13 protein-coding genes are annotated in these 26,076 nt (G+C 52.1%); 9 read left to right on the top strand and 4 right to left on the bottom strand.

What is annotated here, in order from left to right; genetic code table 11:
* Positions 1-456 precede the first annotated feature (456 nt).
* On the bottom strand, positions 457-942 hold the full coding sequence (locus BQ5453_RS03610; protein WP_022102835.1) for a hypothetical protein: 486 nt from the start codon (positions 940-942) through the stop codon (positions 457-459).
* A 1,667-nt stretch (positions 943-2,609) separates the two neighbouring features.
* Here BQ5453_RS03610 and BQ5453_RS03605 point away from each other — a divergent pair.
* From BQ5453_RS03605 to BQ5453_RS03595, 3 genes are all read left to right on the top strand, one after another.
* Complete coding sequence (locus tag BQ5453_RS03605) at positions 2,610-7,202, top strand: translocation/assembly module TamB domain-containing protein (RefSeq protein ID WP_071122193.1); 4,593 nt, start codon at positions 2,610-2,612, stop codon at positions 7,200-7,202.
* 14 nt (positions 7,203-7,216) lie between these two features.
* The gene (tamL, locus tag BQ5453_RS03600; RefSeq protein ID WP_071122273.1) at positions 7,217-9,721 is read left to right on the top strand and encodes a translocation and assembly module lipoprotein TamL; all 2,505 of its coding nucleotides are present in this window, start codon (positions 7,217-7,219) and stop codon (positions 9,719-9,721) included.
* 296 nt (positions 9,722-10,017) lie between these two features.
* Positions 10,018-11,511, top strand: coding sequence for an RNA-binding domain-containing protein (locus BQ5453_RS03595; protein ID WP_071122192.1), 1,494 nt, complete (start codon positions 10,018-10,020; stop codon positions 11,509-11,511).
* Between the two features lie 277 nt (positions 11,512-11,788).
* Here BQ5453_RS03595 and rplS read toward each other — a convergent pair whose 3' ends face one another.
* Positions 11,789-12,154, bottom strand: coding sequence for a 50S ribosomal protein L19 (gene rplS, locus BQ5453_RS03590; RefSeq protein WP_022101488.1), 366 nt, complete (start codon positions 12,152-12,154; stop codon positions 11,789-11,791).
* Positions 12,155-12,660: 506 nt separating this feature from the next.
* Between rplS and BQ5453_RS03585 the strand changes: the two genes are divergently transcribed.
* The 6 genes from BQ5453_RS03585 to BQ5453_RS03560 all read left to right on the top strand — a co-directional run bounded on the left by BQ5453_RS03585 (position 12,661) and on the right by BQ5453_RS03560 (position 21,775).
* Positions 12,661-13,533, top strand: coding sequence for an electron transfer flavoprotein subunit beta/FixA family protein (locus tag BQ5453_RS03585; protein ID WP_071122272.1), 873 nt, complete (start codon positions 12,661-12,663; stop codon positions 13,531-13,533).
* Between the two features lie 6 nt (positions 13,534-13,539).
* The gene (locus tag BQ5453_RS03580) at positions 13,540-14,562 is read left to right on the top strand and encodes an electron transfer flavoprotein subunit alpha/FixB family protein (protein WP_071122191.1); all 1,023 of its coding nucleotides are present in this window, start codon (positions 13,540-13,542) and stop codon (positions 14,560-14,562) included.
* Between the two features lie 4 nt (positions 14,563-14,566).
* Positions 14,567-16,276, top strand: a complete 1,710-nt coding sequence (locus BQ5453_RS03575; RefSeq protein WP_071122190.1) for an acyl-CoA dehydrogenase family protein — start codon at positions 14,567-14,569, stop codon at positions 16,274-16,276.
* A 228-nt stretch (positions 16,277-16,504) separates the two neighbouring features.
* A complete protein-coding gene (locus tag BQ5453_RS03570; protein ID WP_161942396.1) occupies positions 16,505-18,400 on the top strand; it encodes a leucine-rich repeat protein in 1,896 nt (631 codons plus the stop codon).
* 461 nt (positions 18,401-18,861) lie between these two features.
* Entirely contained in the window at positions 18,862-19,497 is a 636-nt protein-coding gene (locus BQ5453_RS03565) for a TetR/AcrR family transcriptional regulator (RefSeq protein ID WP_071122188.1), read from the top strand.
* A 136-nt stretch (positions 19,498-19,633) separates the two neighbouring features.
* Positions 19,634-21,775: a S46 family peptidase gene (locus BQ5453_RS03560; RefSeq protein ID WP_071122187.1), complete on the top strand. Its 2,142-nt coding sequence runs from the start codon at positions 19,634-19,636 to the stop codon at positions 21,773-21,775.
* A 1,412-nt stretch (positions 21,776-23,187) separates the two neighbouring features.
* On the opposite strand, the gene BQ5453_RS03555 is transcribed toward BQ5453_RS03560, so the two are convergent.
* Together BQ5453_RS03555 and BQ5453_RS03550 are read right to left on the bottom strand one after the other, a co-directional pair.
* On the bottom strand, positions 23,188-25,104 hold the full coding sequence (locus tag BQ5453_RS03555) for an AAA domain-containing protein (RefSeq protein WP_071122186.1): 1,917 nt from the start codon (positions 25,102-25,104) through the stop codon (positions 23,188-23,190).
* Positions 25,105-25,158: 54 nt separating this feature from the next.
* Complete coding sequence (locus BQ5453_RS03550) at positions 25,159-25,869, bottom strand: hypothetical protein (RefSeq protein ID WP_071122185.1); 711 nt, start codon at positions 25,867-25,869, stop codon at positions 25,159-25,161.
* Positions 25,870-26,076: the final 207 nt, after the last annotated feature.

The following is a 26,076-nucleotide window of genomic DNA, read 5'->3' as shown; positions in this document are numbered from 1 at the left end:
AAGCACCAAACGCTACCTCTAAACGCAAGCACCAAACGCAAGCACTAATGGGGGCGACGCGTCTCGCGTCGGGAAAATATGCAGCTATTATTTAGTAGAGTACGTATTTTCCTCCTTTCTCTATCCCGACGCGAGACGCGTCGCCCCCATTAGAGCTAGCGTTTTGTGGCGGGGTTTGGTGCTTGAAGAAACGCAAGCACTAATGGGGGCGACGCGTCCCGCGTCGGGAAAATATGCAGCTATTATTTAGTAGAGTACGTATTTTCCTCCTTTCTCTATCCCGACGCGAGACGCGTCGCCCCCATTAGTGCTTGCGTTTGGTGCCTGCGTTTGGTGCTTGCGTTTGATGCTTGAAACCGTTCGCACTTTACGTTTATAATAAATACGCACCCAAAAACCTCCGCCGCCTCACCCGAATGACTTTCGGGCAAGACGGCGGACGCAGCACACGTTGTGCTAAAATCTGTATGTCAGCGTGACACCGATATTGCGGAAACCGCGGTCTATCAAGGCATCACCATGACCAAAGTTGATGGCTACCATGGGGCGATAGTCCACACCAAGGGTCAAAGGCACATCTTTCAGCGTAAAGCCAAACCCTAATGTGCCTACCGGACCGAGGAATGCACCCTCGTAGTCGTCGTGGTCGTAATAGCCTACGCCAGCACCAAAGCCGCCCCACAGTTTCCATGTGGCGAAACGTGGCGTCCAGCCGGGCCACTGCTTGATGTTCCAGTTGTAAACGCCCTGCAGGGCAAAGCCGTCGCTGAGGTTGAACACGCCCGCTGTCAGATCGAGGAAGTTGCGCTTGCTAAAGTGATATTGGTATTCAAGGTCGATGGTTGAGCCACCAAAGTGCGCACCAATGGCATGGGGTGTCTTTTGGGCCGAGGCCGTAAGTGTGCCAAGGGCCATTATGAGTAAGAATGCTAACTTTTTCATAAATAGTAGGTTGCAATAATGTGTTGGTAAACAAGTCGACGAGTTAACGGGTTAACGGGTAAGTTTTTCAAGCCTTTTTAAGTTGCTAACTATTCAAGTCTTGACATGATAAGCAGCGCATGGCATACTTACTTGTTTACCTGTCAAATTGTTAACCCGTTAACCAAGGTTTCCACCAACGGGTTAAGTGTGTGTAGTACTTTATATTTCAGACACCGCAAATGTAAACAGTTTGCGCACTTTGGCACTGCCTTAATCACTATAAAACTCCTTAATTTATGTCGTATAGCATAAACTGCGCCTGTAATTAGCACTGTTTGTGAGCCTTTATTTGGAGTATGAGTCTTTTCCTTAATGCCCGACGCGGGACGCGTCGCCCCCATTAGTGCTTGCGTTTAGTGGTAGCGTTTAGTGCTTGCGTTTAGTGCTTGCGGGGCTTTTACCATACTACAAAAGCTTTACTTACAGTGTATCTTGCATCTTACACTAACACGCTGCAACTCATTGATTGTCAACACTTTGCTTAGTGTAAGATGCTGCCAATATCACCTACACGCATCCTACACACCCCACACGCTGCCATACGGCACAAGCACGGGAGGGCGATGTCACGGCATAGGGGAGCAGAAAAGTCTGTTGCTCCGACAGATTTTTCTACGTCCCAGTGGTGTAAGGCCCACCGCATACGTACAAATCGGCTACTTGGCTGCGGGGTGTAGTGTGTAAGATGTGTGCAGGGGTGTGTAAGATACCTTGAAATCATCTTACACTCTTGAAACCTCTGTATATCAATCTATTACGCACAAAAAGTGTAAGATGGCAGTAAAAACGCACGCACTCTTTTACAAGAGGGATAACGGGGAGAGGACAAATATTTGTGTACAAATTGTACACTTTTTTTGTTGAATGCAATGCCTCGGTGTTACCTTTGCAGCACTTTACTTTTGTAATAAAGCAAATTGTATTGACTACCATGAAACGAATGCTTAACAGAATGCTACGCTCTATAAGGTTTGCCGCTAACGCGGAGAACATAAGAACAAAAGGACATAAGAACAAAAGAATTTACGTTCGTGTTAGCCGCTTAGCGCGGAAAACATAAGCAACATAAGTTTACATAAGATACACAAAAGGCCGCTGCGCGGCTGGCCACGGACTAACGTCCGCGTGGCCAAAGAAACATAAGGGCTGACGCCGTAGCGAACCGCTAACGCGGAGGACATAAGAACAAAAGAACATAAGATATAACGTTTGTGTCAGCCGCTTAGCGCGGAAAACATAAGCTACATAACTAAAGTTTCGGATTTAGCAAGTGCGGGCTGAAGGCCCAATGTTCTTCATAGCCCAGGGCAAGCGAAGCGGCACCCTGGGTATCGCGTGTTGAAGCAGTCGCGCCCTGTAAGGGCAAAAGTAAAAGCTCTGTTACTTCTGCCCTTACAGGGCGTAACTTTTGCGTTCATATCAACCCAGGGTGCCGCTTCGCTTGCCCTGGGCTAAGTAAATACTTGGGCCTTTATTGACATCATCGGCTGCGGCTCAGCAATTCAAGCAAGCTTGATTGCATTCGCCTTGCACGATGATTCAGCCCGCACTTGCTAAATCCGGAAGTTGAGTAAAAACAAGCAAGCTTGTTTTGTATTGCTCTCGGTTTGCACTATCTTTGCAACATGAAGAAACCTATAAAGAAAGCACTTAAATGGCTCGGCATAACGGTGGCTACCCCCATCGCGCTTTTTTTGTTGTTAGCCATACTGCTATACATACCCCCCGTGCAAAACTTTGCTGTGCACCAAGTGGCCAACTACCTGTCGGGCAACTTGGGCATGGACGTGCGCATTGACAAAGTGAGACTGGCCTTTCCACTCGACCTGGCCGTACACCACATGACTGCCGTTGAAAAAGGCGACACACTGCTCAATGCCGACCGTCTGCGGTTGAACGTTAAACTCATGCCTCTGTTTGAGGGACGGGCCGATGTGGACGGTTTTGAACTGTATGGACTGGTGATTGACACGAAAAGCTACATTTCGGACACTCGCATTAAGGGACATGCGGGCCAACTGACAGCGGCCGCACACGGCGTGGACTGGGAAAAAGAACTCGTTAACCTGGACCATGCCCGTCTGCACGATGCCGACATTTATGTAACACTGAGCGACACGGCCAAAAAGGATACTACCGAGAGCAAGGCGAAATGGAACATTGCAGTGAAGAAGGTGGATATTGAACGCAGCAAAGTGCACTTGCAAATGCCGGGCGACTCGATGCGCATTTATGCCAACCTGGGACGGGCCGCACTGCGCGGCGGGGCCTTTGACACGGGACGCAACTACTATGCGGTGAAGACGCTGCAACTGCAAGACTGTGATGTAAACTACGACATTCCCTACATTAAGCCCGTGGCGGGCATCGACCCTAACCACATAGCGGTGAAACGCTTAACGCTCATGCTCGACACACTGAGCTATAACAATGAGGGGGTGTTGCGAGCCGGACTGCGCGGACTGACGCTGCACGAGAAGTGCGGACTTGACGTGACGCGGCTGAGCGGCAGTGTGTACATGGACACTACGCAACTGCGATTGCCGGCTCTGCAACTGCGCACTCCGGCCTCGCGCATTGATGCCGATGTGGCCTTCGACTTCAAGGCGTTCAGCGCAGGCAAGGGCGGACACTGCCAGGCCATGGTTGACGCCAGCATTGGCTATGACGACATACGCACCCTGACCACGGGGTATGTGGACAAGGCTTATTTGCGCGCGCTGCCGCACAAGCCGCTAGCCATTAAGGGCACCGTGAGCGGTAACATTGACCACCTGAGGCTGCCCTCGCTCACGCTAAACATGCCCGGGGTGCTGCAGACTTCGGCCAACGGCTACACCAACTATGTGACGAAGGACTGGCGCAACGGCAAGTTCAACTTTAACCTGCGCACCAAGAGTATGGCCGCTGTGCGCCAACTTATGCCGGCGTCGCTCAAACAGAGCATCAATGTGCCCGATGGACTGAGTCTGCGCGGCAAGGCGGCGTTTAACGGCAGCCGCTACGATGCTGACATCAAGGCGGGCATTGGACGCGGCTCACTGGCGGCCAAGGCTAAACTGGACGTTAAACGCGAAACGTACAGGGTGGCGGCCACGGCGCACCAACTGCCCATAGCCAGCATTGTGCGCGGTGTGCCGGTGGGACCATTCAGCGGCTCACTGCGGGCTTCGGGCTCGGGGTGGGACGTGATGTCGCCACGGGCCTCGCTGACAGCTGACGCCAAGGTGGACGCGCTAAGCTATGAGCGCTATCCGCTTGGGGGCATCAGTGTCAAAGCCAATTTACGCGGAGGCAAGGCGGTGGCACACTTTGAGGCCGACAACCCGCTGCTGCAGGGCAATGGCCACATTGAGGCGCTGCTCGGCCGACATAACTACGAGGTGGCGGTGAAGGCTTCGCTGCCTAACATTGACTTGAAAAAACTTGGGGTGACGGCCGACACGCTGTATTTTGGTACCGACATCGACATCAAGGCCACTGCCAACAAGGCTTTTACGGCCTACGCGCTGAGCGGCAGCATTGCCAACAACCACTTTACCACACAGCGCATGAGTGCCATGGCCAAGGACATATTGTTTGACCTGGCCACAAGTCGCGACACGACCACTGCCAACATTTCGGCCGGAGACTTGAGACTGCGCCTTGGGGCCAAGGGCGACATACCGCACCTTGGCACGCACTTGGCACGCTTTGCCAACGAACTGCAAAAGGAGGCGAAGACTTATAACATTGACCAGGAAAGACTTAAAACGTACCTGCCCGTCATGGCCTTTTACCTTGACGCCGGACGCGACAATCCGCTCTACAACATTGCCCGCATGAAGGGCTACTCTTTCTCGTCGGCTTACGTCAACCTTAACACCGACCCACATGTGGGCATGACGGGCGATGCACGCATGGGGGCGCTGAATGTGGGCGCACTGCTGCTCGACACCATCGACACGCATATATTTCAGGACTCGACCGGTGTGCAGATGCGCGGCTTGGTGAAGAACGGCAAGAAGAACCCTAACCCGCTCGAGGTGCGCATGAGGTCGTATGTCATGCGCTCGGGGGCGGGCATCGAACTGAGTTACTACGACAGCGAGGGCGAACGCGGTGTGGACGTGGGACTGCAGGCGGCTCTGGTTGACGGCGGAATGAACATTCACCTTTATCCCGAAAATCCAGTGCTGGCTTACCGCAACTTTAAGGTGAACAAGGATAACTACATATTCCTTGGCAAGGACAACAGCATACGGGCCGACGTGGACTTGCTGGCCGACGACGGCACGGGCCTTAAAATATATGGTGAACCCAAGGACTCGGTGAACGACCTGACGGTGAGTGTGAACCAGGTGAACCTGGGCGAACTTTCGGCTGTACTGCCCTATATGCCCAAACTGAGCGGCATGCTGAGCGGCGATGTGCACGTGACGGACGACAGCCAGCACAAGCAGTTGTCGGCCATGGCATCGCTCACTGCTGACAACTTTAAGTATGAGGACATGCCTTTAGGCAATGTGGGCATCGATGCCGTGTATCTGCCCAAAACGGGCGGCGAACACCAGGCCTCGGCCTTTATCAGCTCTAACGGCAAGGAGGTGCTGGCATGCAACGGTACTTACTTTGACCGCAACGGTGGCACCTTTGAGGGCGACGCACAGCTGCACGACTTTCCGCTGCAAATGCTTAACGGCTTTATGGCCGGCACCGACGTGGTGCTCAAGGGCATTGCGGGAGGTGACCTGAGGGTGAATGGTTCACTGGACAAGCCTGTGATTAACGGCTCGCTCGACCTCGACTCGGCACACATTTACTCGGACGTGTATGGCTTTGACTTGCGCACAGACGAACGGGCACTCGACATTAAGGACAGCCGCATCATTTTCAGCGATTACCGCCTGTTCTCAACAGGTAAGGAGCCTATGGTACTGAACGGTACATTTGACATGTCGGACTTTGAACGTATGCGCATGGACTTTGCCATGAGGGCGAACAACTTTGAACTTATCAACACGCGCAAAAAGGCGCAGTCAATGCTCTTTGGCAAGGTGTATGCCAACTATGTGGGCACACTGAAGGGCACTACCGACAACTTGTCGTTGCGCGGCAAACTGGAGGTGCTCGACCGCACGGACGTGACTTATATATTAAAGGACTCGCCGCTGTCGGTGGACGACCGTTTGCACGACTTGGTGCAGTTTACCAACTTTAAGGACTCCACACAGACGGTACAACCCGAAAAGGCTGTGGACGGCGGCATGGACATCACAATGGGCATTAGCATCAGCGATGCGGCCATCTTCCACTGCAACCTGAGCGACGACGGACAGAGCTATGTAAAACTGGAGGGCGGCGGCGACATGACGCTGCGCATGACGCAACAGGGCGATATGCGCATGACGGGACTCTTTACAACCAACAGCGGCGAAATGAAGTATCAGCTGCCTGTCATTCCGCTCAAAACATTCCAAATTGTACAGGGGTCGTCTGTGCAGTTTACGGGTGATGTCATGAACCCGACGCTTAACATCGCTGCCAAGGAGCGCACCAAGGCGGTGGTGACTGAGGACGATAGACAACGCTCGGTGGCCTTTGACGTGGGAGTAAAAATAACCAAACCGCTCAACGACATGGGACTGGAGTTTACGATTGAGGCACCCGAGGACCTTAACATTCAGAACCAACTGGCCAGCATGTCGGCCGAACAGCGCGGCAAGGCTGCGGTAACGATGATGGCCACGGGCATGTACATGACCGACGAAACGATGATGTCGGGCTCGGGCTTTAAGGCCAACAATGCGCTGAATGCCTTTTTGCAAAGCGAAATACAGAACATTGCGGGGTCGGCTCTCAAAACCATCGACATTAACCTGGGCGTGGAGAGCGGCACATCGCAAACGGGCACTTCGACCACGGACTACTCATTCCAGTTTGCCAAACGCTTCTGGGGCAACCGCATCAGTGTGATTATTGGCGGCAAGGTGTCGACTGGGGCCGATGCCACGAACTCGGCGGAGAGCTTTATAAATAATGTGTCGGTGGAATACCGCCTTGACCAGGGTGCCACACGCTACGTGAAGGCTTTCTACGACCGCGACACGCAAGACCCGCTCGAAGGACAGCTGACCAAGACGGGAGCCGGCCTTGTGCTGCGCCGCAAAACTGATAAACTGGGCGAACTCTTTATATTCCGCAACAAGAGTAAAAAGAAAACAGCTGGCAAGAACTGATAATGAAGCACTACATGATGACATACAAACATAAACTTTGCAATGTGCCGTGCGGCTTGTTACTCTGCGGACTGCTGCTCGCGCTGGCTGGCTGCTCAACTACACGCGCCTTGCCCGACGACGAACAACTGTATACGGGCATTGACAAAATAACCTACGCCGACGACCCGGCCATGATGCGAAAAAAGGGACGCGACTCGGTGGGGGTGATTACGGCGGTGGCCGACGCGGTGTCGAAAATTAACAGTGTAATCGAAGGCAAGAGCACACTGGGGGCCGACGAACTGCTTGTTAATAACAAAAAGAAACTGACTAAGGAGGAACGCAAGGCGCAAAAGGCGGCACAAGCACAGACTGAGGCTGATTTTGCCACTGCCAAAACCGAGGTGGACGCCGTGCTGGCTTATCCGCCCAACAATGCCATATTTGGCTCGTCTACCATGAGCTGGCCCTGGAAAATCGGACTCTGGGTGCACAACGGGTTGTATGACGCCCAAGGCGGACTGGGCAAATGGATATACAAGACTTTTGGCACCGAACCAGTGCTTGTGAGCCAGGTAAGTCCCGAGATGCGTGCCAAGGTGGCAACCAACACGCTGCACAACTATGGCTACTTTCATGGCAAGGTGGACTATAACATTCTGTCGTTGAAGAACCCGAAAAAGGCGAAGGTGGCATATAATGTGCGGGCCGGGCAGCTTTACCGTCTTGACTCGATAGCGTACTTGAACTACCCTGCCCCCATGGACAGCCTCATCAGGCTGCACGAGCAGGACAAACTGCTGAAAACGGGCGATGCCTTTAGCGTGGTGAACCTGTCGGGGGAGCAGACGCGCATTGAAACGCTGCTGCGCAACAATGGCTACTATTACTTTAATGCTAACTACACAACGTTCCGCGCTGACACGACACAACGCAAAAACTTTGTGCAGCTGCAGGTTATGCCCGTAGACAACCGACCGGCCAAGGCGGACCACCCATGGTATATGGGGCGCGCATATATCAGCATTCGCAACTACGACGGCGAACCGCTCGACACACAACTTGTGCGACGCCGCTACACTTACTACTTTGCTGGCAAAAAGATGCCACTGCGCGCCAACATGTGGCGCCATGCCATTACACACCGCAAGGGGGAGATGTACCGCTTGAGCGACCAGAAGATGACGGTTGAGAAACTTGGCCAGCTCGGGGTGCTGAGCCAAATGGACGTGAGTTATGTGCCACGCGACACTACTGCCACTTGTGACACGCTCGACCTCGTGGTGTCGGCGGTGATGGACAAACTGTACGACTCGACATTCGAAATGAATGCCACGCTGAAGAGCAACCAACAGGTGGGCCCGGGCATATCGTATGAACTGGCCAAGCGCAACGCCTTCAGAGGGGGCGAAAAGGTGTCGTTCAAGATTTTTGGCTCGTATGAGTGGCAAACGGGGGCTGGTGCCAACGGGCGCAACTCGCTGCTCAATTCTTATGAACTGGGCACACAGCTGGCTTTCAAATTTCCACGCTTTGTATTCCCTGGCATCAGCCGCAGACGGGTGCGCTTTCCAGCCACCACGCAGTTTGCCTTTGATGCTGACTGGAAGAACCGCTCGCGCTTTTTCAACATGGTGAGCATGGGCCTCAGCGCCAATTATCATTGGTACAAACGCGAGACGGCACAGCACGACCTGACACTCTTCAGCCTCGACTTTGACAAACTGAACCACACGACGCACACCTTCGACTCTATAATGAATGCCAACCCGGCCCTGTATGTGTCGATGCGCGACCAGTTTGTGCCATCGCTCAGCTACTCCTTTACTTACCAAAGCCGCTCGTGGCGCACCAACCCTTGGTGGGTGCAGCTTGCCTTCAAGGAGGCGGGCAACATTACCTCGGCCATTTACGCTGCCGCCGGACAGAAGTTTAATAAAAAGAACAAGGAGTTGTTTGGCAACCCCTTTGCGCAATACGTAAAGTTTACAGCCGAGGCACACAAGCTGTTTAAGCTGACAAAGGACATCAACATTGCCACACGTGTGTTTGGAGGCATTATATACAGCTACGGCAATAGCAACAGTGCACCCTATGTAGACCAATTCTATGTGGGCGGCGCCAACAGTGTACGTGCCTTCACCGTGCGTTCCCTCGGTCCTGGCTCATATCGCCCGGTTAACTCGAAATACTCGTACATGGACCAAACAGGCGATGTAAAGCTGGAGGCTAACGCCGAACTGCGTGCCCGCTTGATTGGTGACCTGCACGGAGCCATATTCCTCGATGCAGGCAATGTGTGGACGCTGCGCAACGACCCTATGCGCCCAGGCTCACAAATCACCACATCTACCATCAAGCACATTGCGCTCGGCACGGGTGCCGGTTTGCGTTACGACCTCAACTTTTTGGTGTTGCGCTTTGACGTGGGCATTGCCCTGCACGCGCCCTACCAAACTGCCAAATCGGGCTTTTATAACATCGAGCGCTTTAAGGACGGCCTCGGCCTGCACTTCGCCATTGGTTACCCGTTCTAAGCTCCGCTGCCATTGGCTAATATGCCTTACAAAATAAGGCGGAAAAACAACTACTACGACTATTGGGAGATTTGTTTAAGGCTATGAATTGGGAAAAGATGATTAAAACAGATGGTTGTAATTGGCACCTTTTGTAATAATCCGTTGAATTTTGACGAAAAGCAATGTATTTCCGTCAAAGCTTAAGTCTATCCGTCGGAACGATAATAATTACGTCGAATTTTGACGGAACCCAACAGATATCGTAGCTTAAAAACTTAGTCGAAGCATAGTCATTTTAATGCTCAAAATATACAATGAACATAGCAGATCAAATACGCTTAAAACTCCAACTGAAGGAAGACACCGAAGTGGAATACAAGTCAGCTGCTGGCGGTTTTCCAAAAGCTGAATTTTGGCGTTCTTTCTCTGCATTAGCCAACACTAACGGCGGAACAATTGTCTTGGGAGTGAAAGAGAAAAATCATAAATTCACGCCAGACGGTCTTTCTGAGGAACTTATTGCAAAATACAGGAAACAGTTTTGGGACGACGCACACAATAAATCGTGCGTGAATATTCCGCTGTTGGTTGAGAGCGACATAGAAGAAATAAAGACTGACGGAGGGCAATATCTACTTGCCTTCAGGATACCTCGCGCTCAATACGATTTGCGTCCGATACATCTTACGCTCACACCATTTGGACACACCTACAAACGTAGAGATGAGGGCGATTATCTCTGTACTGATGATGAGATAAAGCAGATGTATTCAGATGCCAACAACATGAAGGCATCTGCTGATTCTCGAATCCTACGAGGATATTCCATTGATGACATTGATATGCCGACTCTACACCAGTACCGTCGTGCATACAATATCAAACACGAAAATCATCCTTGGACAGAGATAGACGACAAACAGTTTATGGAAAATATTGGTGCCTATCGTAAAGATAGAGCCACTTCAACCGAAGGTTTTACAGTTGCAGGAATGCTTATGTTCGGCAAGACCAACAGCATTACCGACCCTGAGTGTTGCCAAGAGTTTTTTCCCGACTATCGTGAACATCTGAGTGATGACCCTCAGATACGTTGGACAAATCGTATATATCCCGATGGAACGTGGGAAGCCAACCTTTACCAGTTTTTTACCCGTGTTCTACCATTACTACAACACGCTTTGCCAGTACCATTCAGCCTTGACAATAAGCAGATGAGGAACAACACAACCACGGCTCATGTAGCTTTGCGAGAAGCTTTTGCCAACAGTCTCATTCATGCAGCATATACAGTGAGAGGCAACATTGTTATAGACAGGTATTTCGACCGTATAGTATTGTCAAACCCAGGTACAATGCTTGTGAGCATGGAAGAATACTACGAAGGAGGACACAGTGTGTGCAGAAATCCTGTCATTCAAAAGATGTTTGTTTTCTTGGGTATTGGCGAGAAAGGTGGCACTGGTGCAGATGTAATAGCGAAAGGTTGGAAAGACAATGGTTGGAGTACACCTATAGTTGAGGAAAAGAATAACCCTGATCGGATTGAGACATATCTTAAACTGGGAAACAGCAAAAATATCACTACGGAAACTACTACTAATACTACGGAAACAACTACCAATACTACGGAAACTATTTTCAAAATAATAGGTAACAATCCCAAGGTAACTGCCAAGGAGATAGCGTCTGTATGTGGCATAACTGAAGATGGCGTTGCTTACCATATCAAAAAGTTGAAACAAAGTGGTCGGATAATTCGCATCGGAGGCTCACGTAATGGAGGCGAATGGAAGATCATTAAATAACACTTTCCAATAGATTTGCTATTAGTGCTGTCCGGTAAGACACAAAACAAGATGGAAAGTTTATCTGCAATGCCCATAAACAGGCGTTGCAGATGATTTTTTTGAAAAAGTAAGTCCCCATCACGGTAGCGTTTGATGCTTGAGTCCGTTCGCATGTTTACGCTTTACCGGGCAGCAATAACAAAAAAACTCCACAACCCGTTCGGGGTTGCGGAGTTTGTTCTTTTTATTTCGTGATATCCCTTGAAGACACCAGAAATATGTGTGTGAACGTAAATTAGTCGTTCTTGAGCGCAGTGCGCTTTTCCTTGATACGAGCCTTCTTGCCGGTGAGGGCACGGAGGTAGTACAACTTGGCACGACGTACTTTACCAATCTTGTTCACCTCGATGCTTTCGATGTTCGGTGATTCGATGGGGAAGATACGTTCAACACCTACAGTACCAGACATCTTGCGCACTGTGAAACGCTTCTTGTCCTGGTGACCGTTGATTTTGATAACAACACCGCGATACAACTGGATACGCTCCTTGTTACCTTCGACGATTTTGTATGCTACTGTTACAGTGTCACCTGCCTTGAACTTGGGGAACTGCTTGCCGGTAGCAAAAGCTTCTTCAGCAATCTTAATTAAATCTGCCATTTCTTTGATGGGTAATTAAATGTATTGTTGTCCGTCCCGACCCAGCTTAACGGGGAACTCTGCATCCCGACAGCGGCTTGGTGGAAAAGCGGTGCAAATTTACGACTTTTTATGCGCTCGGCAATGCTTTGAGGCAAAAAATGTGCTCGAAATTATTGATTTCCAATAAAACCAGCGCTTAATGTGGCAATGTGCTAAATTGCTAATGGGCTGACGCCGTAGCGGGGGTTGTTAGTTGCTTGGCGCGTTAGCAGCTAACAAGCAACGCTACGGCGTCAGCCCGCTATAGTTGATTTAGGGGGCGCATTGGCGAAACCAGGAAAGCCCCTTTTGCGTGTTCCGAAATGCCACGATGTTGGCGCGAGCAGCAAAAAACGACAAGTTAACTTTGCATGATTAACAGAAAAGAGTAATTTTGCCATGCCTTGCACAAGGTATGCACATCGTTTGCAAGGCACAAAAAGCTGAGTAATAACAATCTTAACAACATACAGAAAGAGAAAGATATGAGTCTGAAAATTGTTGTGCTTGCCAAGCAAGTACCCGACACCCGCAATGTGGGCAAGGACGCGATGACTCCCGAGGGCACAGTCAACCGTGCCGCTCTGCCTGCCATCTTTAATCCTGAAGATCTCAACGCTCTTGAGCAGGCCCTGCGCCTGAAGGAGCAGAACCCCGGTTCGACAGTACATATTCTGACAATGGGCCCTCCGCGTGCCACTGAGGTCATTCGCGAAGGTCTTTATCGCGGCGCCGACGGTGGCTATTTGCTCACCGACCGTGCTTTTGCCGGTGCCGACACGCTGGCCACGAGCTATGCACTGGCACAGGCCATCAAGAAGATTGGTGTGCCCGACATCGTGCTGGGCGGCCGCCAGGCCATTGACGGCGACACCGCACAGGTAGGCCCGCAGGTGGCCCAGAAACTTGACCTCAACCAGGTGACCTACGTCACAAGTGTGGACGAGGTGAAGGACGGCAAGGTGGTGGTAACACGCCACATTGACGGTGGCATAGAGCGTGTGGAAGCACCGATGCCCATTTTGCTGACCGTTAACGGCAACGCGGCGCCCTGCCGTCCGTGCAACGCCAAACTGGTGATGAAATACAAACGTGCTTCTGCCCCCATGGAGCGCCCCGCCGAAGGGCTGCCTTATGCCGAGGAGTATGACAAGAAGCCTTATCTGACCATTGCCCAATGGAGTGTGGCCGATGTAGACGGCGACCTTGCCCAATGCGGTCTGGCCGGCTCACCCACCAAGGTGAAGGCCGTGCAGAACATCGTGTTCAAGGCCAAGGAAAGCAAGCGCCTCACTGGCAGCGATGCCGATGTGGAGAGTTTAGTAAAAGAATTGTTGGACAGCCACACTATTGGATAAAGCACTATGAATAACGTATTTGTATATTGCGAAATAGATAAGACCACGGTTGAGGAAGTGTCTTTCGAACTCCTGACCAAGGGTCGCAAACTTGCCAACGAGCTGGGTGTGCAGCTCGAGGCCGTAGTGGCTGGCACTGGCATTAAGGGACACGTTGAAAAGGATATCCTGTCATACGGCGTGGACAAGCTGCACGTGTTTGATGCCGAAGGACTCTTTCCCTACACCTCAAAGCCTCACACAAGCATTTTGGTCAACCTGTTCAAGCAAGAGAAACCGCAAATCTGCCTGATGGGGGCCACGGTCATTGGCCGCGACCTCGGTCCGCGCGTGTCGTCATCGCTCACCAGCGGACTTACTGCCGACTGTACGGCACTCGAGATTGGCGATTTTGACGACAAGAAGAACAAGAAGCACTACGACAACTTGCTCTACCAAATTCGTCCGGCCTTTGGTGGCAACATTGTGGCCACCATCGTTAATCCCGACCACCGTCCCCAAATGGCCACCGTGCGCTCTGGCGTGATGAAGGCCGAGAAGGTGGCCGAATACTACAATGGCGAGATTGTGTATGAAGACGTGGCTAAATTTGTGCCCGAGACAGACTACGTGGTCAAGGTGATTGAACGCCATGTGGAGAAGGCCAAGAACAACTTGAAGGGAGCGCCCATCATTGTGGCCGGCGGCTACGGTGTAGGCTCAAAAGAGGGCTTTGACTTGTTGCGCAAGTTGGCAGAGGAACTCCACGGCGAGGTTGGTGCCAGCCGTGCAGCCGTTGATGCCGGCTACTGCGAGCACGACCTGCAAATTGGCCAGACAGGTGTGACCGTCCGTCCCAAGGTGTACATTGCCTGCGGCATAAGCGGTGCCATTCAGCACGTGGCCGGCATGAAAGAGAGCGGCATCATCATCTCTATCAACACCGACCCCGAGGCCCCCATCAACCAAATAGCCGACTACATCATCACAGGCTCGGTTGAAGAAGTTGTACCTAAACTTATCAAGTATTACAAGAGTAACAGCAAGTAAAACAATGGCAAATAATTATACTGACCACGCAGAACTGCGCTTTGAGCTTAACCACCCGCTCATGAAGCGTATCGTGGAACTTAAAGAGCGCAACTTCCGCGACAAGGACGAATATGACTATGCGCCGCTCGACTTTGACGACGCGATGGACAACTACGACCGCGTGCTCGACATCACCGGCGAACTGGCCGGCACTACCATTGCCGACAATGCTGAGGGCGTAGACCTTGAAGGGCCTCACCATGAGGGCGACCGCGTACATTACGCCAGCGGCACAGCTGCCAATCTTGACGCCATGGTCAAGGCTGGCCTCAACGGTATGACCATGCCACGCCGCTTTGGCGGTCTTAACTTCCCCATCACGCCCTACACCATGTGTGCCGAGTTGGTGGCTGCAAGCGATGCCGGATTTGGCAACATCTGGAGTTTACAGGATTGTATTGAGACACTTTACGAGTTTGGCAACGAGGACCAGCACAGCCGTTTCATTCCGCGCATCTGCGCAGGCGAAACCATGTCGATGGACCTTACCGAGCCCGACGCCGGTTCGGACCTTCAGCACGTGATGCTCAAGGCCACCTACTCTGAGGAGGAGGGCTGCTGGCTGCTCAATGGCGTAAAGCGCTTTATTACGAATGGCGATGCCGACCTGCACCTGGTGCTGGCCCGCTCTGAGGAGGGCACTACCGACGGCCGTGGTCTGTCAATGTTCATTTACGACAAAAACGAAGGCGGTGTGAACGTGCGCCGCATCGAAAACAAGCTCGGCATTCATGGCAGCCCCACCTGCGAGCTGGTGTACAAAAATGCCAAGGCCGAACTCTGCGGCGACCGCAAGCTGGGCCTCATCAAGTATGTGATGGCGCTGATGAATGGTGCCCGCCTGGGCATTGCGGCACAGAGCGTGGGCATATCGCAGGCTGTCTACAACGAAGGTTTGGCATACGCCCGCGACCGCGAGCAGTTTGGCAAGGCCATTATCAACTTCCCGGCCGTTTACGACATGCTGGCACTCATGAAGGCCAAGCTCGACGCCGGTCGTGCCCTGCTCTACCAGTGCTCACGCTATGTAGACATCTACAAGGCACTCGACGACATTGCCCGCGAGCGCAAACTCGAGCCCGAGGAGCGCAAGGAGCAAAAGAAGTATGCCAAACTGGCCGACTCACTCACCCCGCTGGCCAAGGGCATGAACTCGGAGTACTGCAACCAGAACACCTACGACGCCATTCAAATTCACGGCGGTTCGGGCTTTATGATGGAGTATCCTATTCAGCGCTACTACCGCGACGCCCGCATCACCTCTATCTACGAGGGCACCACGCAACTGCAAGTGGTGGCAGCCATACGCTATGTGACCAATGGCTCGTATCTGGCACAGATGCGTGAGTTTGAGCAGGCCGAAGTGAGCGAGGAATTGAAGGGCATACAGGCACGTGCCAAGGCTATGGCCGACAAGTTTGAGGAGGCTGTGGCCCACGTGAAGGAAGCGGCCGACCAGCCCTTCCACGACCTTTGCGCCCGTCACCTTGTGGAGATGGCTGCCGATGTCATCATGCTCCACTTGTTGCTGCACAACGCCACTGCCAATGCCGACATGTTTGGCAAGAGCGTGCGTGTGTATGCCAACTTTGCAGAGGCTGAAATTGCCAAGCACCACACCTTTGTAATGAACCTCAACCCTGCCGACATCAACGACTACGTGCAGGCATAAGCCACGACACTAAAGCAGGGGTGTTCCTATTAACATTGGTTTGAACACCAACACATATCACGTCTGCATTGCAGCACGAGCTACAATGCAGACGTTTTATGTATTACGGTTGACGGGGTGACGGGGTGACGGGTCAACCCGTCAACTTATCAACTTATCAACTTATCAACTTATCAACTCATCAACTCATTACTACATACCATGCACTTTCCAAACATTAGAACCATTGTGGCATACTTATGCCTTGCGGCCCTGCCGTGTTCGGCGTATGCCGATAACTACCTGAAAGTAAAAGTCAAACGGTGCGGCACATTATCTGCACGCGTAAAGGAGGCCAAATTGCAACGCAAACAAGGTCTGCGCATTGAAGGCACGCTCAATAACGCTGACCTTGCCTACCTGCGAAAACTCTGTGGACGCGACACGGCGGGCAACGCTGTGCCTGCCATAACACATCAGTTAGACTTGCAACAGGTCACTTTTGCCACAGGAGGGAAGCCCTTCTTGACAAAAGACAACACGAGCTATGCCATCACCTCGGCCCATGCCATACCCGCAGGCTTGTTTGACGAGTGCCCCATTGACTCCATATTGCTACCGGCCCTTACCGACAGCATCGGCACAAGAGCCTTTGCCAACACCCATATACGCACTGTCAAACTGCCCGACTACGTGGTTCTGGCCAAAGATGCCTATAAGCTGAACATGAAGCTCACCACCGTATATACGGGCAAATGCCACAATGTCAGCACCGATGTGCTTAACCGAGCCTTTGCCTATTGCAATAATTTGTCACACGTCGAAGTGGCTGATGTTGACCGCGTGCCATCATACACATTTGTGGGTTGGCCAAGTTTGCGCACAGTAAACTTTAATGGTATCACAGGCTTTGTAGCCCCTTACACTTTCAGCCAATGTCCCGAACTGCAAAGCATTCACTTTAACCACATCACGCTGTCAATTGACGGGCCCGCCATTGCCGCAAAGTGTGACAAACTGCACGACATCACGATCAACGGCTTTTGTCTTTCGGCACAATGTACGCAGCCCGAGGCGTGCCAAGCATTTACCCATTACACCAACAACGCGCTGATTATTAACACGCTCGACGATGATTGGCTGGCCAATGCCGACAGCACCCAGCGGGCAAACTACAAACTGTGGCCCGAAACCTACGCAAGCATTATGCAATGGGGCAAGCGCATGCTACAAGTGGACAACCCTATAATAGCAGGTCAGGCATATTCGGTCATACGTACAATGCACCTGTTGGCCAAGATACATAATTTTGAGCCCTACAAAGACGCCACAGACTCACTGGCGCAAGCCCTTGACAACAGACCGACAGCCATCTATCGCCAAGAGTTAATTGATGCCGGCGCATACGATCAAACCCATACTGACCTGCCCGCATTTGTCTATGACACCCCTGCCGACAGTCTGTTGCAACGCACGCGCCGCCTGCTCAAGGTTGACAGCATAGCAGGCCAAGGCAGCGACATCGACCGCATGAAGCGCATCATGACCTGGCTGCACGACCACATAAGGCACGACGGCAGCAGCGATTGGCCGAAATGTGCCTACAATGCGCCCGACCTTTATGCGCTGGCTCAAAGCGAGAAGCGCAGTTACAACTGCCGGTTCATGGCCATCATGCTCTGCGAAATGTACCAGTCGGTAGGCATTCCAGCACGTTACCTCGTTTGTGTGCCCAAGGACTATACCGAGGATAGCGACTGCCATGTCATCTGTGTGGCATGGAGCGACTCTCTGCAAAAATGGGTGTGGATGGACCCTACTTGGGACGCTTATGTCATGGACGAGAACGGGTTGTTGCTGCACCCCGGCGAGGTGCGTGAAAGGCTTGTCAAAGGCAGTCCGCTCTTTATCAACGACTATGCCAACTGGAACCACGAGAACAAAACAAACGTTGACGAATACCTGCGCCAATACATGTGCAAGAACCTTTACTACATTAACACACCCCTGCGCTTTGGCGCCAACAACGAGGGAAAGGCCTGTCGCTGGCAACCGCAATATATCACGCTCAAGGGTGTCAATGCTCCCGGTTACTCTGGCTATAACACTACCAATGCCGACTATTTTTGGCAATCGCCACGCTGACGCGGCACTTGGTAATGGCGGAAAGTAATACTGCTGCCCGTTAAAAGTCCAAAGCACACAGTAATGCTTTTGCCCTTACTGGTAGGGTGTTCAAAATTGGCATCAAAAACGCGACCGTTTTTGTTGCATTTTAAGTTGCCTGAAACGCGCTGTAAAAAACGCAAGCACTAATGGGGGCGACGCGTCCCGCGTCGGGAAAAGATGCAGCTATTATTTAGTATAGTTTGTATTTTTCTCCTTTCTCTATCCCGACGCGAGACGCGTCGCCCCCATTAGTGCTTGCGTTTTTTGCAGCGCGTTTCTCCCTCTTCCAAATTACGGAACCAACAAAAATACAGGTCAAAATTGGCCAACTTATTCTTTCACCATTACTTAGTTACAGAAAAGTTTGTACATTTGCATCACAAAGCCTCTGCCAACCGGCGCCAAGTACTACATGGCTCCTACAAACAGCAAGTCATATGACCGCTCAAAGTCAAACTAACACACAGCGTGAAGACGCACGCAACTCGGTGATTGAAACAGCCACGCAGATGTTTCACGCACAAGGCATACGCAATGTCACAATGGACGACATTGCGCATAAGTTGTCGATGTCGAAACGCACACTATACCAACTATTTACCGACAAAGAGGACTTGCTGCTTGCCTGTGTCATCAAACACGAGGGCGACGTGCGCACCCATTTGGCCGCCATCATATCGCAGTCGGCCAATGTGCTCGACTTTTTGCTTATCATATTCAAGGCAAAGATGAAGGAGTTTGACGAGATTGTGCCAAGTTTCTTCGCCGACCTGACCAAATATCCACGCATAAAGGAACATATTGCACGCAACAAGCAGCAACAGGAGGACGAAGCCGTGAGCTTTTTAGAGAGAGGCATCAAACAGGGCCTTTTTCGCGAAGGCGTCAACTTTCACATCATCACACGCCTCTTGTTGTCCACAATGGAGGTGTGCATACAAAACGGACTGGCTGACCAATACTCGCAAGGCGAGATATTTCTTAACACCATTCTGCCCTACATACGCGGGTGCGCCACCCTGAAGGGGGTGGAAATGATTGACCAATTCCTGGCCGAGAATAACGCACTCTGAAGGCACTGGAGAGAGAGGGGGGGAAGGCCAAAGCCTATGCAAAGGTCCTGCCCCACCCATCATTAAGCCGGGGTAACGTTTTACCCCTGGCGACAGTGACCAAGTTGTTTATTGGCAAACCCACACATACAATATAATGAAGAAGTTATTACTTTTGTGCTCGGCCCTGCTGCTGAGCCTGACGGGCGCACGTGCCGACGAGGGCATGTGGCTGCTCAAACTTATGAAACAACAACACCTCGAGGACTCGCTGCGCAAGGCTGGCCTGCAACTGCCACCCGAAGCGCTTTATAGCGAGACTGCGCCCTCATTGCGCGAGTGCATCGGCATATTTGGCGGTGGCTGCACCGGCGAGGTGGTAAGTCCCGACGGCCTTGTGCTCACCAACCACCACTGCGGTTTCAGCTACGTGCACCAGATGAGCGGCATTGGCCACGACTACATGAAGGACGGTTACTTTGCGCACAACCGCGCTGAGGAACTGCGCACACCCGAAAGCTTGACATTCACCTTCGTGGTGCGCATTGCCGATGTAACTAAACAAGTGAACGCCGAAGCTAAAAAGAAAAAGGCCGACGAGTATACCATGCAGAGCTATGGTTTTCTTGAACCGCTCGCTGCCAAGATGCTCAAAAAGAGCGACCTTGGCAAGAAGAAGGGTATGAATGCACGCATTGTGCCCTACTTCGGTGGCAACCAGTTCTACATATTCTACGAACAGACCTATCAGGACGTGCGCCTTGTGGCCAATCCGCCCTATAACATCGGACAGTTTGGTGGCAATAGCGACAACTGGGTATGGCCACGCCAGAACGCCGACTTTGCCATGTTCCGCATCTATGCCGACAAAAATGGCGAACCTGCAGCCTACAGCGAGCATAACGTGCCACTCAAGGTGAAAAAATACTTGCCCATCTCGCTCAAGGGTGTTGACAAGGGCGACTACACCATGATTATGGGTTTCCCCGGTTCTACCTCGCGCTACCTTACTGCCTCCGAGGTCAACTTGCGCTGCCAGGGCACCAATGCTCCCATCGTGTTGGCCGGCAATCCGCTGCTCAAATACTACAAGGACCTCATGGACCAAAGCGACTCACTGCGCTTGTTGCTTGAGGACGAATACTTTTCATGGGGTAACAGCATCAAAAACTTTGGCGGCATGAACGAGTCGGTGGAGAAGACTCACCTTATCGACCAGAAGAAAGCCGAAGAGGCCCGTTTCCGTGCCTTTGCCAAGCAGAGCGGCAAGGCTGAGTATGCTACCGTCATCGACAGCATCGACGCCCTCTGCGCTGCCAACCTCGACCTGGTGCACGACGCTTCACTCTACCGCATCACGCTGGCCGACCAAAGCCTGTGGATGTCGAAACATACACTTGATGCTTATGGCAAGGCTCTGAAAAATGGCAAGGCCAAGGACATCGAGGCGGCCAAGCAAAGCATTATGCGCGAATACTTGAGCACCATCAAGCCGCTCAACCTCGACATTGACAAGGGCAAGGTGAAACTGCTCACACCTTACTTTATCAAGAATCACAAACTTAATGCCGTGCCTGCCTACATGGCCGATGGCAAGGATTGGAGTGCATTCATCGACAAGGTGTACAGCCAGTCGGTATTTACCGACAGCACCAAACTGGCCGATGCTCTGGCCAAGAATGACTTCAGCCTTATCGAGAACGACCCGCTCTACCAGCAAATGGCTGCATTTAACAGCTACCGTGCCGACAACCTGAACGGTGCACTCGCTGCCTACGCTGCCAAACGCAGTGCACTGGACAAGGTGTATGTGCGTGGCCTTTGCGAAATGTACGACTGGAGCAAGGCCCCCGATGCCAACTTTACGCTGCGCATGACTTATGGCCACATTACCGACCTCAAACCACGCGATGCCGTTTACTACGACTGGCACACCGTGCTCGACGGTATGTTTGAGAAAGAGAGCAAAACTGAGAGCGACTACTTTATCAACGAGAAGTTGCGCACCATGTATCAAGCCAAGGACTTTGGACGCTACGCCCGCGAGGACGGCAAGTTGCCCACATGCTTCCTTTCAAACAACGACATCACTGGTGGCAACTCGGGTTCGGGTGTGCTCAACGCCAAAGGCGAACTCATTGGTCTGGCCTTCGACGGCAACATCGAGAGCCTCAGTTCCGACCTCAAGTTCAACCCTGCTTTGCAGCGTTGCATCAACGTGGATATCCGCTACGTGCTCTTCATCATCGACAAGTTTGGCGGCAGCAGCTATGTGCTTGACGAACTTGACTTGAAGTAACACACATTGTTGGTTTCACATACTTACGAACTCAAGCTGCAAACGCTACCTCTAATGGGGGCGACGCGTCCCGCGTCGGGGCATTTTTCAGCAACCTCTGGACGCGGGAAAGATGCAATGTGCATACACTAAATGAAGGCTCACAGACAGCATTAAATACACGACTGTCTGTGAGCCTTTGCATTACCAAGGCATTGCACCCATCAAAAGAAGTGTACAACTTGTACACAAATATTTGTTCCCTCCCCGTCATTCCTCTTATAAAAGAGTGCATGTGCTTTTACTGCCATCTTACACTTTTTGTGCGTAGCAAGTTGATACACAGAGGTTTCAAGAGTGTAAGATGATTTCAAAGTATCTTACACGCCCCTGCACACATCTTACACACCCCACCCCTTTGCTTCGCAGTCGGTTTGGACGTATGCGGCGGGGTTTACGCCAAAGGGACGTAGAAAAATCTGTCGGAGCAACAGACTTTTCTGCTCCCCTATGTTGTGATATCGCCCTCCCGTGTTTGTGACGTGCGGCAGTATATGGGGTGTGTAGATTGTGCAGGTTGCGTGTAGGTGGATTCAGTAACATCTTACACTGAGAAAAGTATTGATAGCCAATGAGTTGCAACGTGTTTGTGTAAGATGCACGGTAAGTAAAGCTTTTGTAGTATGGTAGATGGTCCCAAGTGCAACTTTTTTGTCTTGTTCCTTTTATAAATTATTGCTGTTCGGTGAAATGTAAACACGCGAACGAACTCAAGCACTAAACGCGAACACTAAATGCAAGCACAAAACGCAAGCACTAATGGGGGCGACGCGTCCCGGGGAAAAGATGCAGCTATTATTATTTAGTTATTGCAGTCCGGTGAAACCATTCTGATATTATCGCTCACGGATCGCACCGATTGCACGGATTTTTTAGCTCGTGCAACGTGCTTTAGCACCACGGAGATGACGGATTTTACGGATTTTGTGAGCATTGCATGCTCACTTCGCCATTAGCTCGTTGCTGCAACCAGGTCCCTTACTACACAATCTGTGCTAACGTATTTCGCCACGGGTACGTTACGGGCCAATAGCGAAGTGAGCATGCAATGCTCACAAAATCCGTAAAATCCGTCATCTCCGTGGTGCTAAAGCACGTTGCACGAGCTAAAAAATCCGTGCAATCGGTGCGATCCGTGAGCGACAATATCAGTATGGTTTTACCGGACAGTTCCCTTTGCCAGAATGTCAAACAAGTTGAGATAATAACAAAGATGATATTTGAACTTTGTTATATAGAAGCTATAACTTTGTTTGCGCCGTCGGACAGGAAACTGTACCCATACGACTACACAATGACGCGCAAAAGTTATGCAAATTTGGAATGGCATTCCAAATTTGCATAACTTTCTTTACGTTTACCCCCCCATCGCACTATACGTGCTGGCAGCTGTCAAACAGTTTTTTGTAAAACGTGTGCTTGCAAAGCGTTTGCGCCGAACCGAGTATGACGAGTTTGTAGCGGGCACGGGTTATGGCCACATTCATGCGTCTGAGGTCAGACAAGAAACCTATCTGACCCGCCTCGTTGGCACGCACCAAGCTCACCATCACTACATCGCGCTCCTGCCCCTGAAAGGCATCGACTGTGTTCACAGTAATCTGCGCGCGCAGCGGACGCAAATAAGCATCGCGCTTTATCAATCCACGCAAATACTGCACCTGGGCACGGTAGGGCGAAATAATGCCGAAATCGACACGCTCCTCCAACAAGCGGTGGCGCCCCATGCGCTCTACATACGCCTTGAGCGTCTGCATGGTAAGTTCGGCCTCGCGCTTGTTGATGCGACCGTACGAACTGCCCACAAACTGTTCGTGGTTCAACACCACGCCCTCATTGTCGGCTTCAGGCACAGCCTCGCCCTCAAGATGGGCCTGGTCGGTGTCAACCCACACCAAGGGGTCGTCAATATAGTCGAGCAATGAGCGATTGCGCACCTCGGGCGCAGCCTCGAGCTGTCCGTGGTAGAACCATTCGGACGAGAAACGCATCAGCGCCTCGTTCATGCGATACTGCACACGCAGCAACCTCACCACCTCAGGCTTGCAGTGTGCCACCTGCTCCATGAGCGTGCGGCCCAAACCACCGCGCATGGCCTCGGCACACTTCACAGTGGGGGGCAGTTGCTGGTGGTCGCCAGCCAGTATCACGCGGTCGGCCTTTTGCAAGGGTATCCAACAGGCGGCCTCGAGTGCCTGTGCTGCCTCGTCGATGAACAATGTATGGTAGTGTTGTCCGGCAAGCAGCTGGTTGGCGGCCCCCGTAAGCGTGCAGGCTATCACGCGGCTTTGGTCGAACAAGGCATGGCGTATGCGCATTTCCAATTCGTCAGCACGCTCGCGCAACCGGGCTATTTTTTGATGAAAGTTCTCACCCCGCCCCTTGCGCGGCATGCTATAAAGTTGACGTATGCTGCGGCGCACTTGCCACAAATCGGGATAGTCGGGGTGCGACTCAAAGCGGTGCTCGTAGGTGTTGGCCAGCATGGCCTCAGTCACGCGGCTGGGGTTGCCAATGCGCAACACCGATATGCCGCGGTCGGCCAACTGCTGACACATCCAGTCAACCGCGGTGTTGCTCTGTGCACAGACCATCACCTGTGGTTCGCGGCGCAGCACCTCGCTCACAGCCTCAACCAGGGTGGTGGTCTTGCCCGTACCGGGAGGGCCATGCACTATCAGCACGTCCTTGGCACGCAACACATCGCGCACAGCCGCCTCCTGTGATGCATTGATCCACGGCAACCGCAACGGCACGGCGCTCTCAGCGCCCCAACTGACGGGGGCCGCAGAGTGAAACATGTCGCGCAAGGCCGCCAGACGGTTGCCCTTTGCCTCTATCACATGGTGCAGGGCATCGAACATCACTCGATACGAATAGTCGTCGAAATGCAACTGCACACCAGCACGCTCCAAACTCTGTAATTGTGCCAAAGCACCCTCGCCCGGCAGTTCCACCACCATACGGTCGGCTTCGGCATAGCTCACCGTGGCCTGGAAACTGAGGTAATGCAGCAAGCCGGCACCATCTTGCGAGAAGAAACATACCTGGCGCCCATACTCAAAGTTGTGCTCTATGTCGGTGCCCGACGGACGCATTATTTCAACCACAAAGCGGTCGAGCGAGTTATAATAACTGCGCCCGACCGTTATAGGGAACCAGCAGTCGCCACGCTTCACCTTGCGGTCGATGCCCATCATTTCGGTGTCGTGCTGGAATGTCTGTTTCTCATATTCGTACTCCTTCTTCAACAGAGCCAGCTGCTGAACAAGCGATACGTCTTTATTCATCTTTTTCTTAATAGTTTTGAGTTGACGGGGTGATGAGTCAACGGGTTGAGTCTGTCAATAACTACGGTGTTCCACACTCACGCCTATCATGGCGTTGTTACCTATTTTGAACTCTGCCGCTGCCCCTATGCGGTCGCGCGGCACATCGAAAAACACGGGGAAGGGGTCGCGCCGCACTTGGCGGCCCCACAGGTCGGTCTGCCGGGGCAAAAAGGTTTTCTGACCATAAGCGTACAAGTTGATGTTGTCGTTCACCTTGTAAGCCACCACACCGCCTATGCCCACATCGGTACGCCGCCAACTGCCCCAGTCAAAGTTGGTGGCAAACACGCCGGCTGCCACCGACAGGCGCGGGGTGAGCGGCTTGAGGTAGGCAAAGGCCGCCGTTTGGCCAAAGCCCACGCCCTTGGGGGCATGCTTGCCAAGACCGGCACTGACACTCAAGCCAAATTGGGCATTGAAGCCCTCGTGCAGGCGCCAACCCCAATCATTATACAAGGCACCATAACCGCCCATGCCATAGGCACCAAGGTTGACCACGGGCACATTCCACGGCAGTTCGGCGGTGATGCCACTCTCCGCGGGCAGTGGCACACTCAGCGAGTCGCGGGTTAATGAGTCGCGCGTCAACGAGTCGGCACGCTGTTGCTGCATAAAGGCGTCATTCCACACGCGGTGCTGCGACGAATTATCATTCTTGGTTTGTGCCATAAGGCTTGTAAAGCCTGCCAACAGGCACAACACACAAAGTATCAAGCGTTTCATAATTATAATTAGCACACGCCGGCACAAGATGCCAATGAACTATCCGCGCCAGCGCATTGTTGTATATGTGCAAAAGTAGACAGAAAAAGCGAAAGCCTACACATAAAAGCTATTAAATAAGGCGAAATAAGTGTACCGCCTCATACGTGGAGCTAAATATGGCAGCAACATAAAGGCTAAGCAGATTTTAATTTATACTTTTGCAAC

Source organism: Prevotellamassilia timonensis (genome assembly GCF_900106785.1).
GTDB lineage: Bacteria > Bacteroidota > Bacteroidia > Bacteroidales > Bacteroidaceae > Alloprevotella > Alloprevotella timonensis.
The sequence above is the reverse complement of the archived record's forward strand: the minus strand, read 5'-3'. Positions and strand labels throughout refer to the sequence as shown.

What these genes read in the sequence shown, in the direction of transcription:
- BQ5453_RS03550 (WP_071122185.1), bottom strand. Translation starts at nt 25,869, where the DNA reads ATGAAACGCTTGATACTTTGTGTGTTGTGCCTGTTGGCAGGCTTTACA.
- BQ5453_RS03595 (WP_071122192.1), top strand. Translation starts at nt 10,018, where the DNA reads ATGAACATAGCAGATCAAATACGCTTAAAACTCCAACTGAAGGAAGAC.
- BQ5453_RS03575 (WP_071122190.1), top strand. Translation starts at nt 14,567, where the DNA reads ATGGCAAATAATTATACTGACCACGCAGAACTGCGCTTTGAGCTTAAC.
- BQ5453_RS03555 (WP_071122186.1), bottom strand. Translation starts at nt 25,104, where the DNA reads ATGAATAAAGACGTATCGCTTGTTCAGCAGCTGGCTCTGTTGAAGAAG.
- tamL (WP_071122273.1), top strand. Translation starts at nt 7,217, where the DNA reads ATGATGACATACAAACATAAACTTTGCAATGTGCCGTGCGGCTTGTTA.
- rplS (WP_022101488.1), bottom strand. Translation starts at nt 12,154, where the DNA reads ATGGCAGATTTAATTAAGATTGCTGAAGAAGCTTTTGCTACCGGCAAG.
- BQ5453_RS03580 (WP_071122191.1), top strand. Translation starts at nt 13,540, where the DNA reads ATGAATAACGTATTTGTATATTGCGAAATAGATAAGACCACGGTTGAG.
- BQ5453_RS03585 (WP_071122272.1), top strand. Translation starts at nt 12,661, where the DNA reads ATGAGTCTGAAAATTGTTGTGCTTGCCAAGCAAGTACCCGACACCCGC.
- BQ5453_RS03605 (WP_071122193.1), top strand. Translation starts at nt 2,610, where the DNA reads ATGAAGAAACCTATAAAGAAAGCACTTAAATGGCTCGGCATAACGGTG.
- BQ5453_RS03560 (WP_071122187.1), top strand. Translation starts at nt 19,634, where the DNA reads ATGAAGAAGTTATTACTTTTGTGCTCGGCCCTGCTGCTGAGCCTGACG.
- BQ5453_RS03565 (WP_071122188.1), top strand. Translation starts at nt 18,862, where the DNA reads ATGACCGCTCAAAGTCAAACTAACACACAGCGTGAAGACGCACGCAAC.
- BQ5453_RS03610 (WP_022102835.1), bottom strand. Translation starts at nt 942, where the DNA reads ATGAAAAAGTTAGCATTCTTACTCATAATGGCCCTTGGCACACTTACG.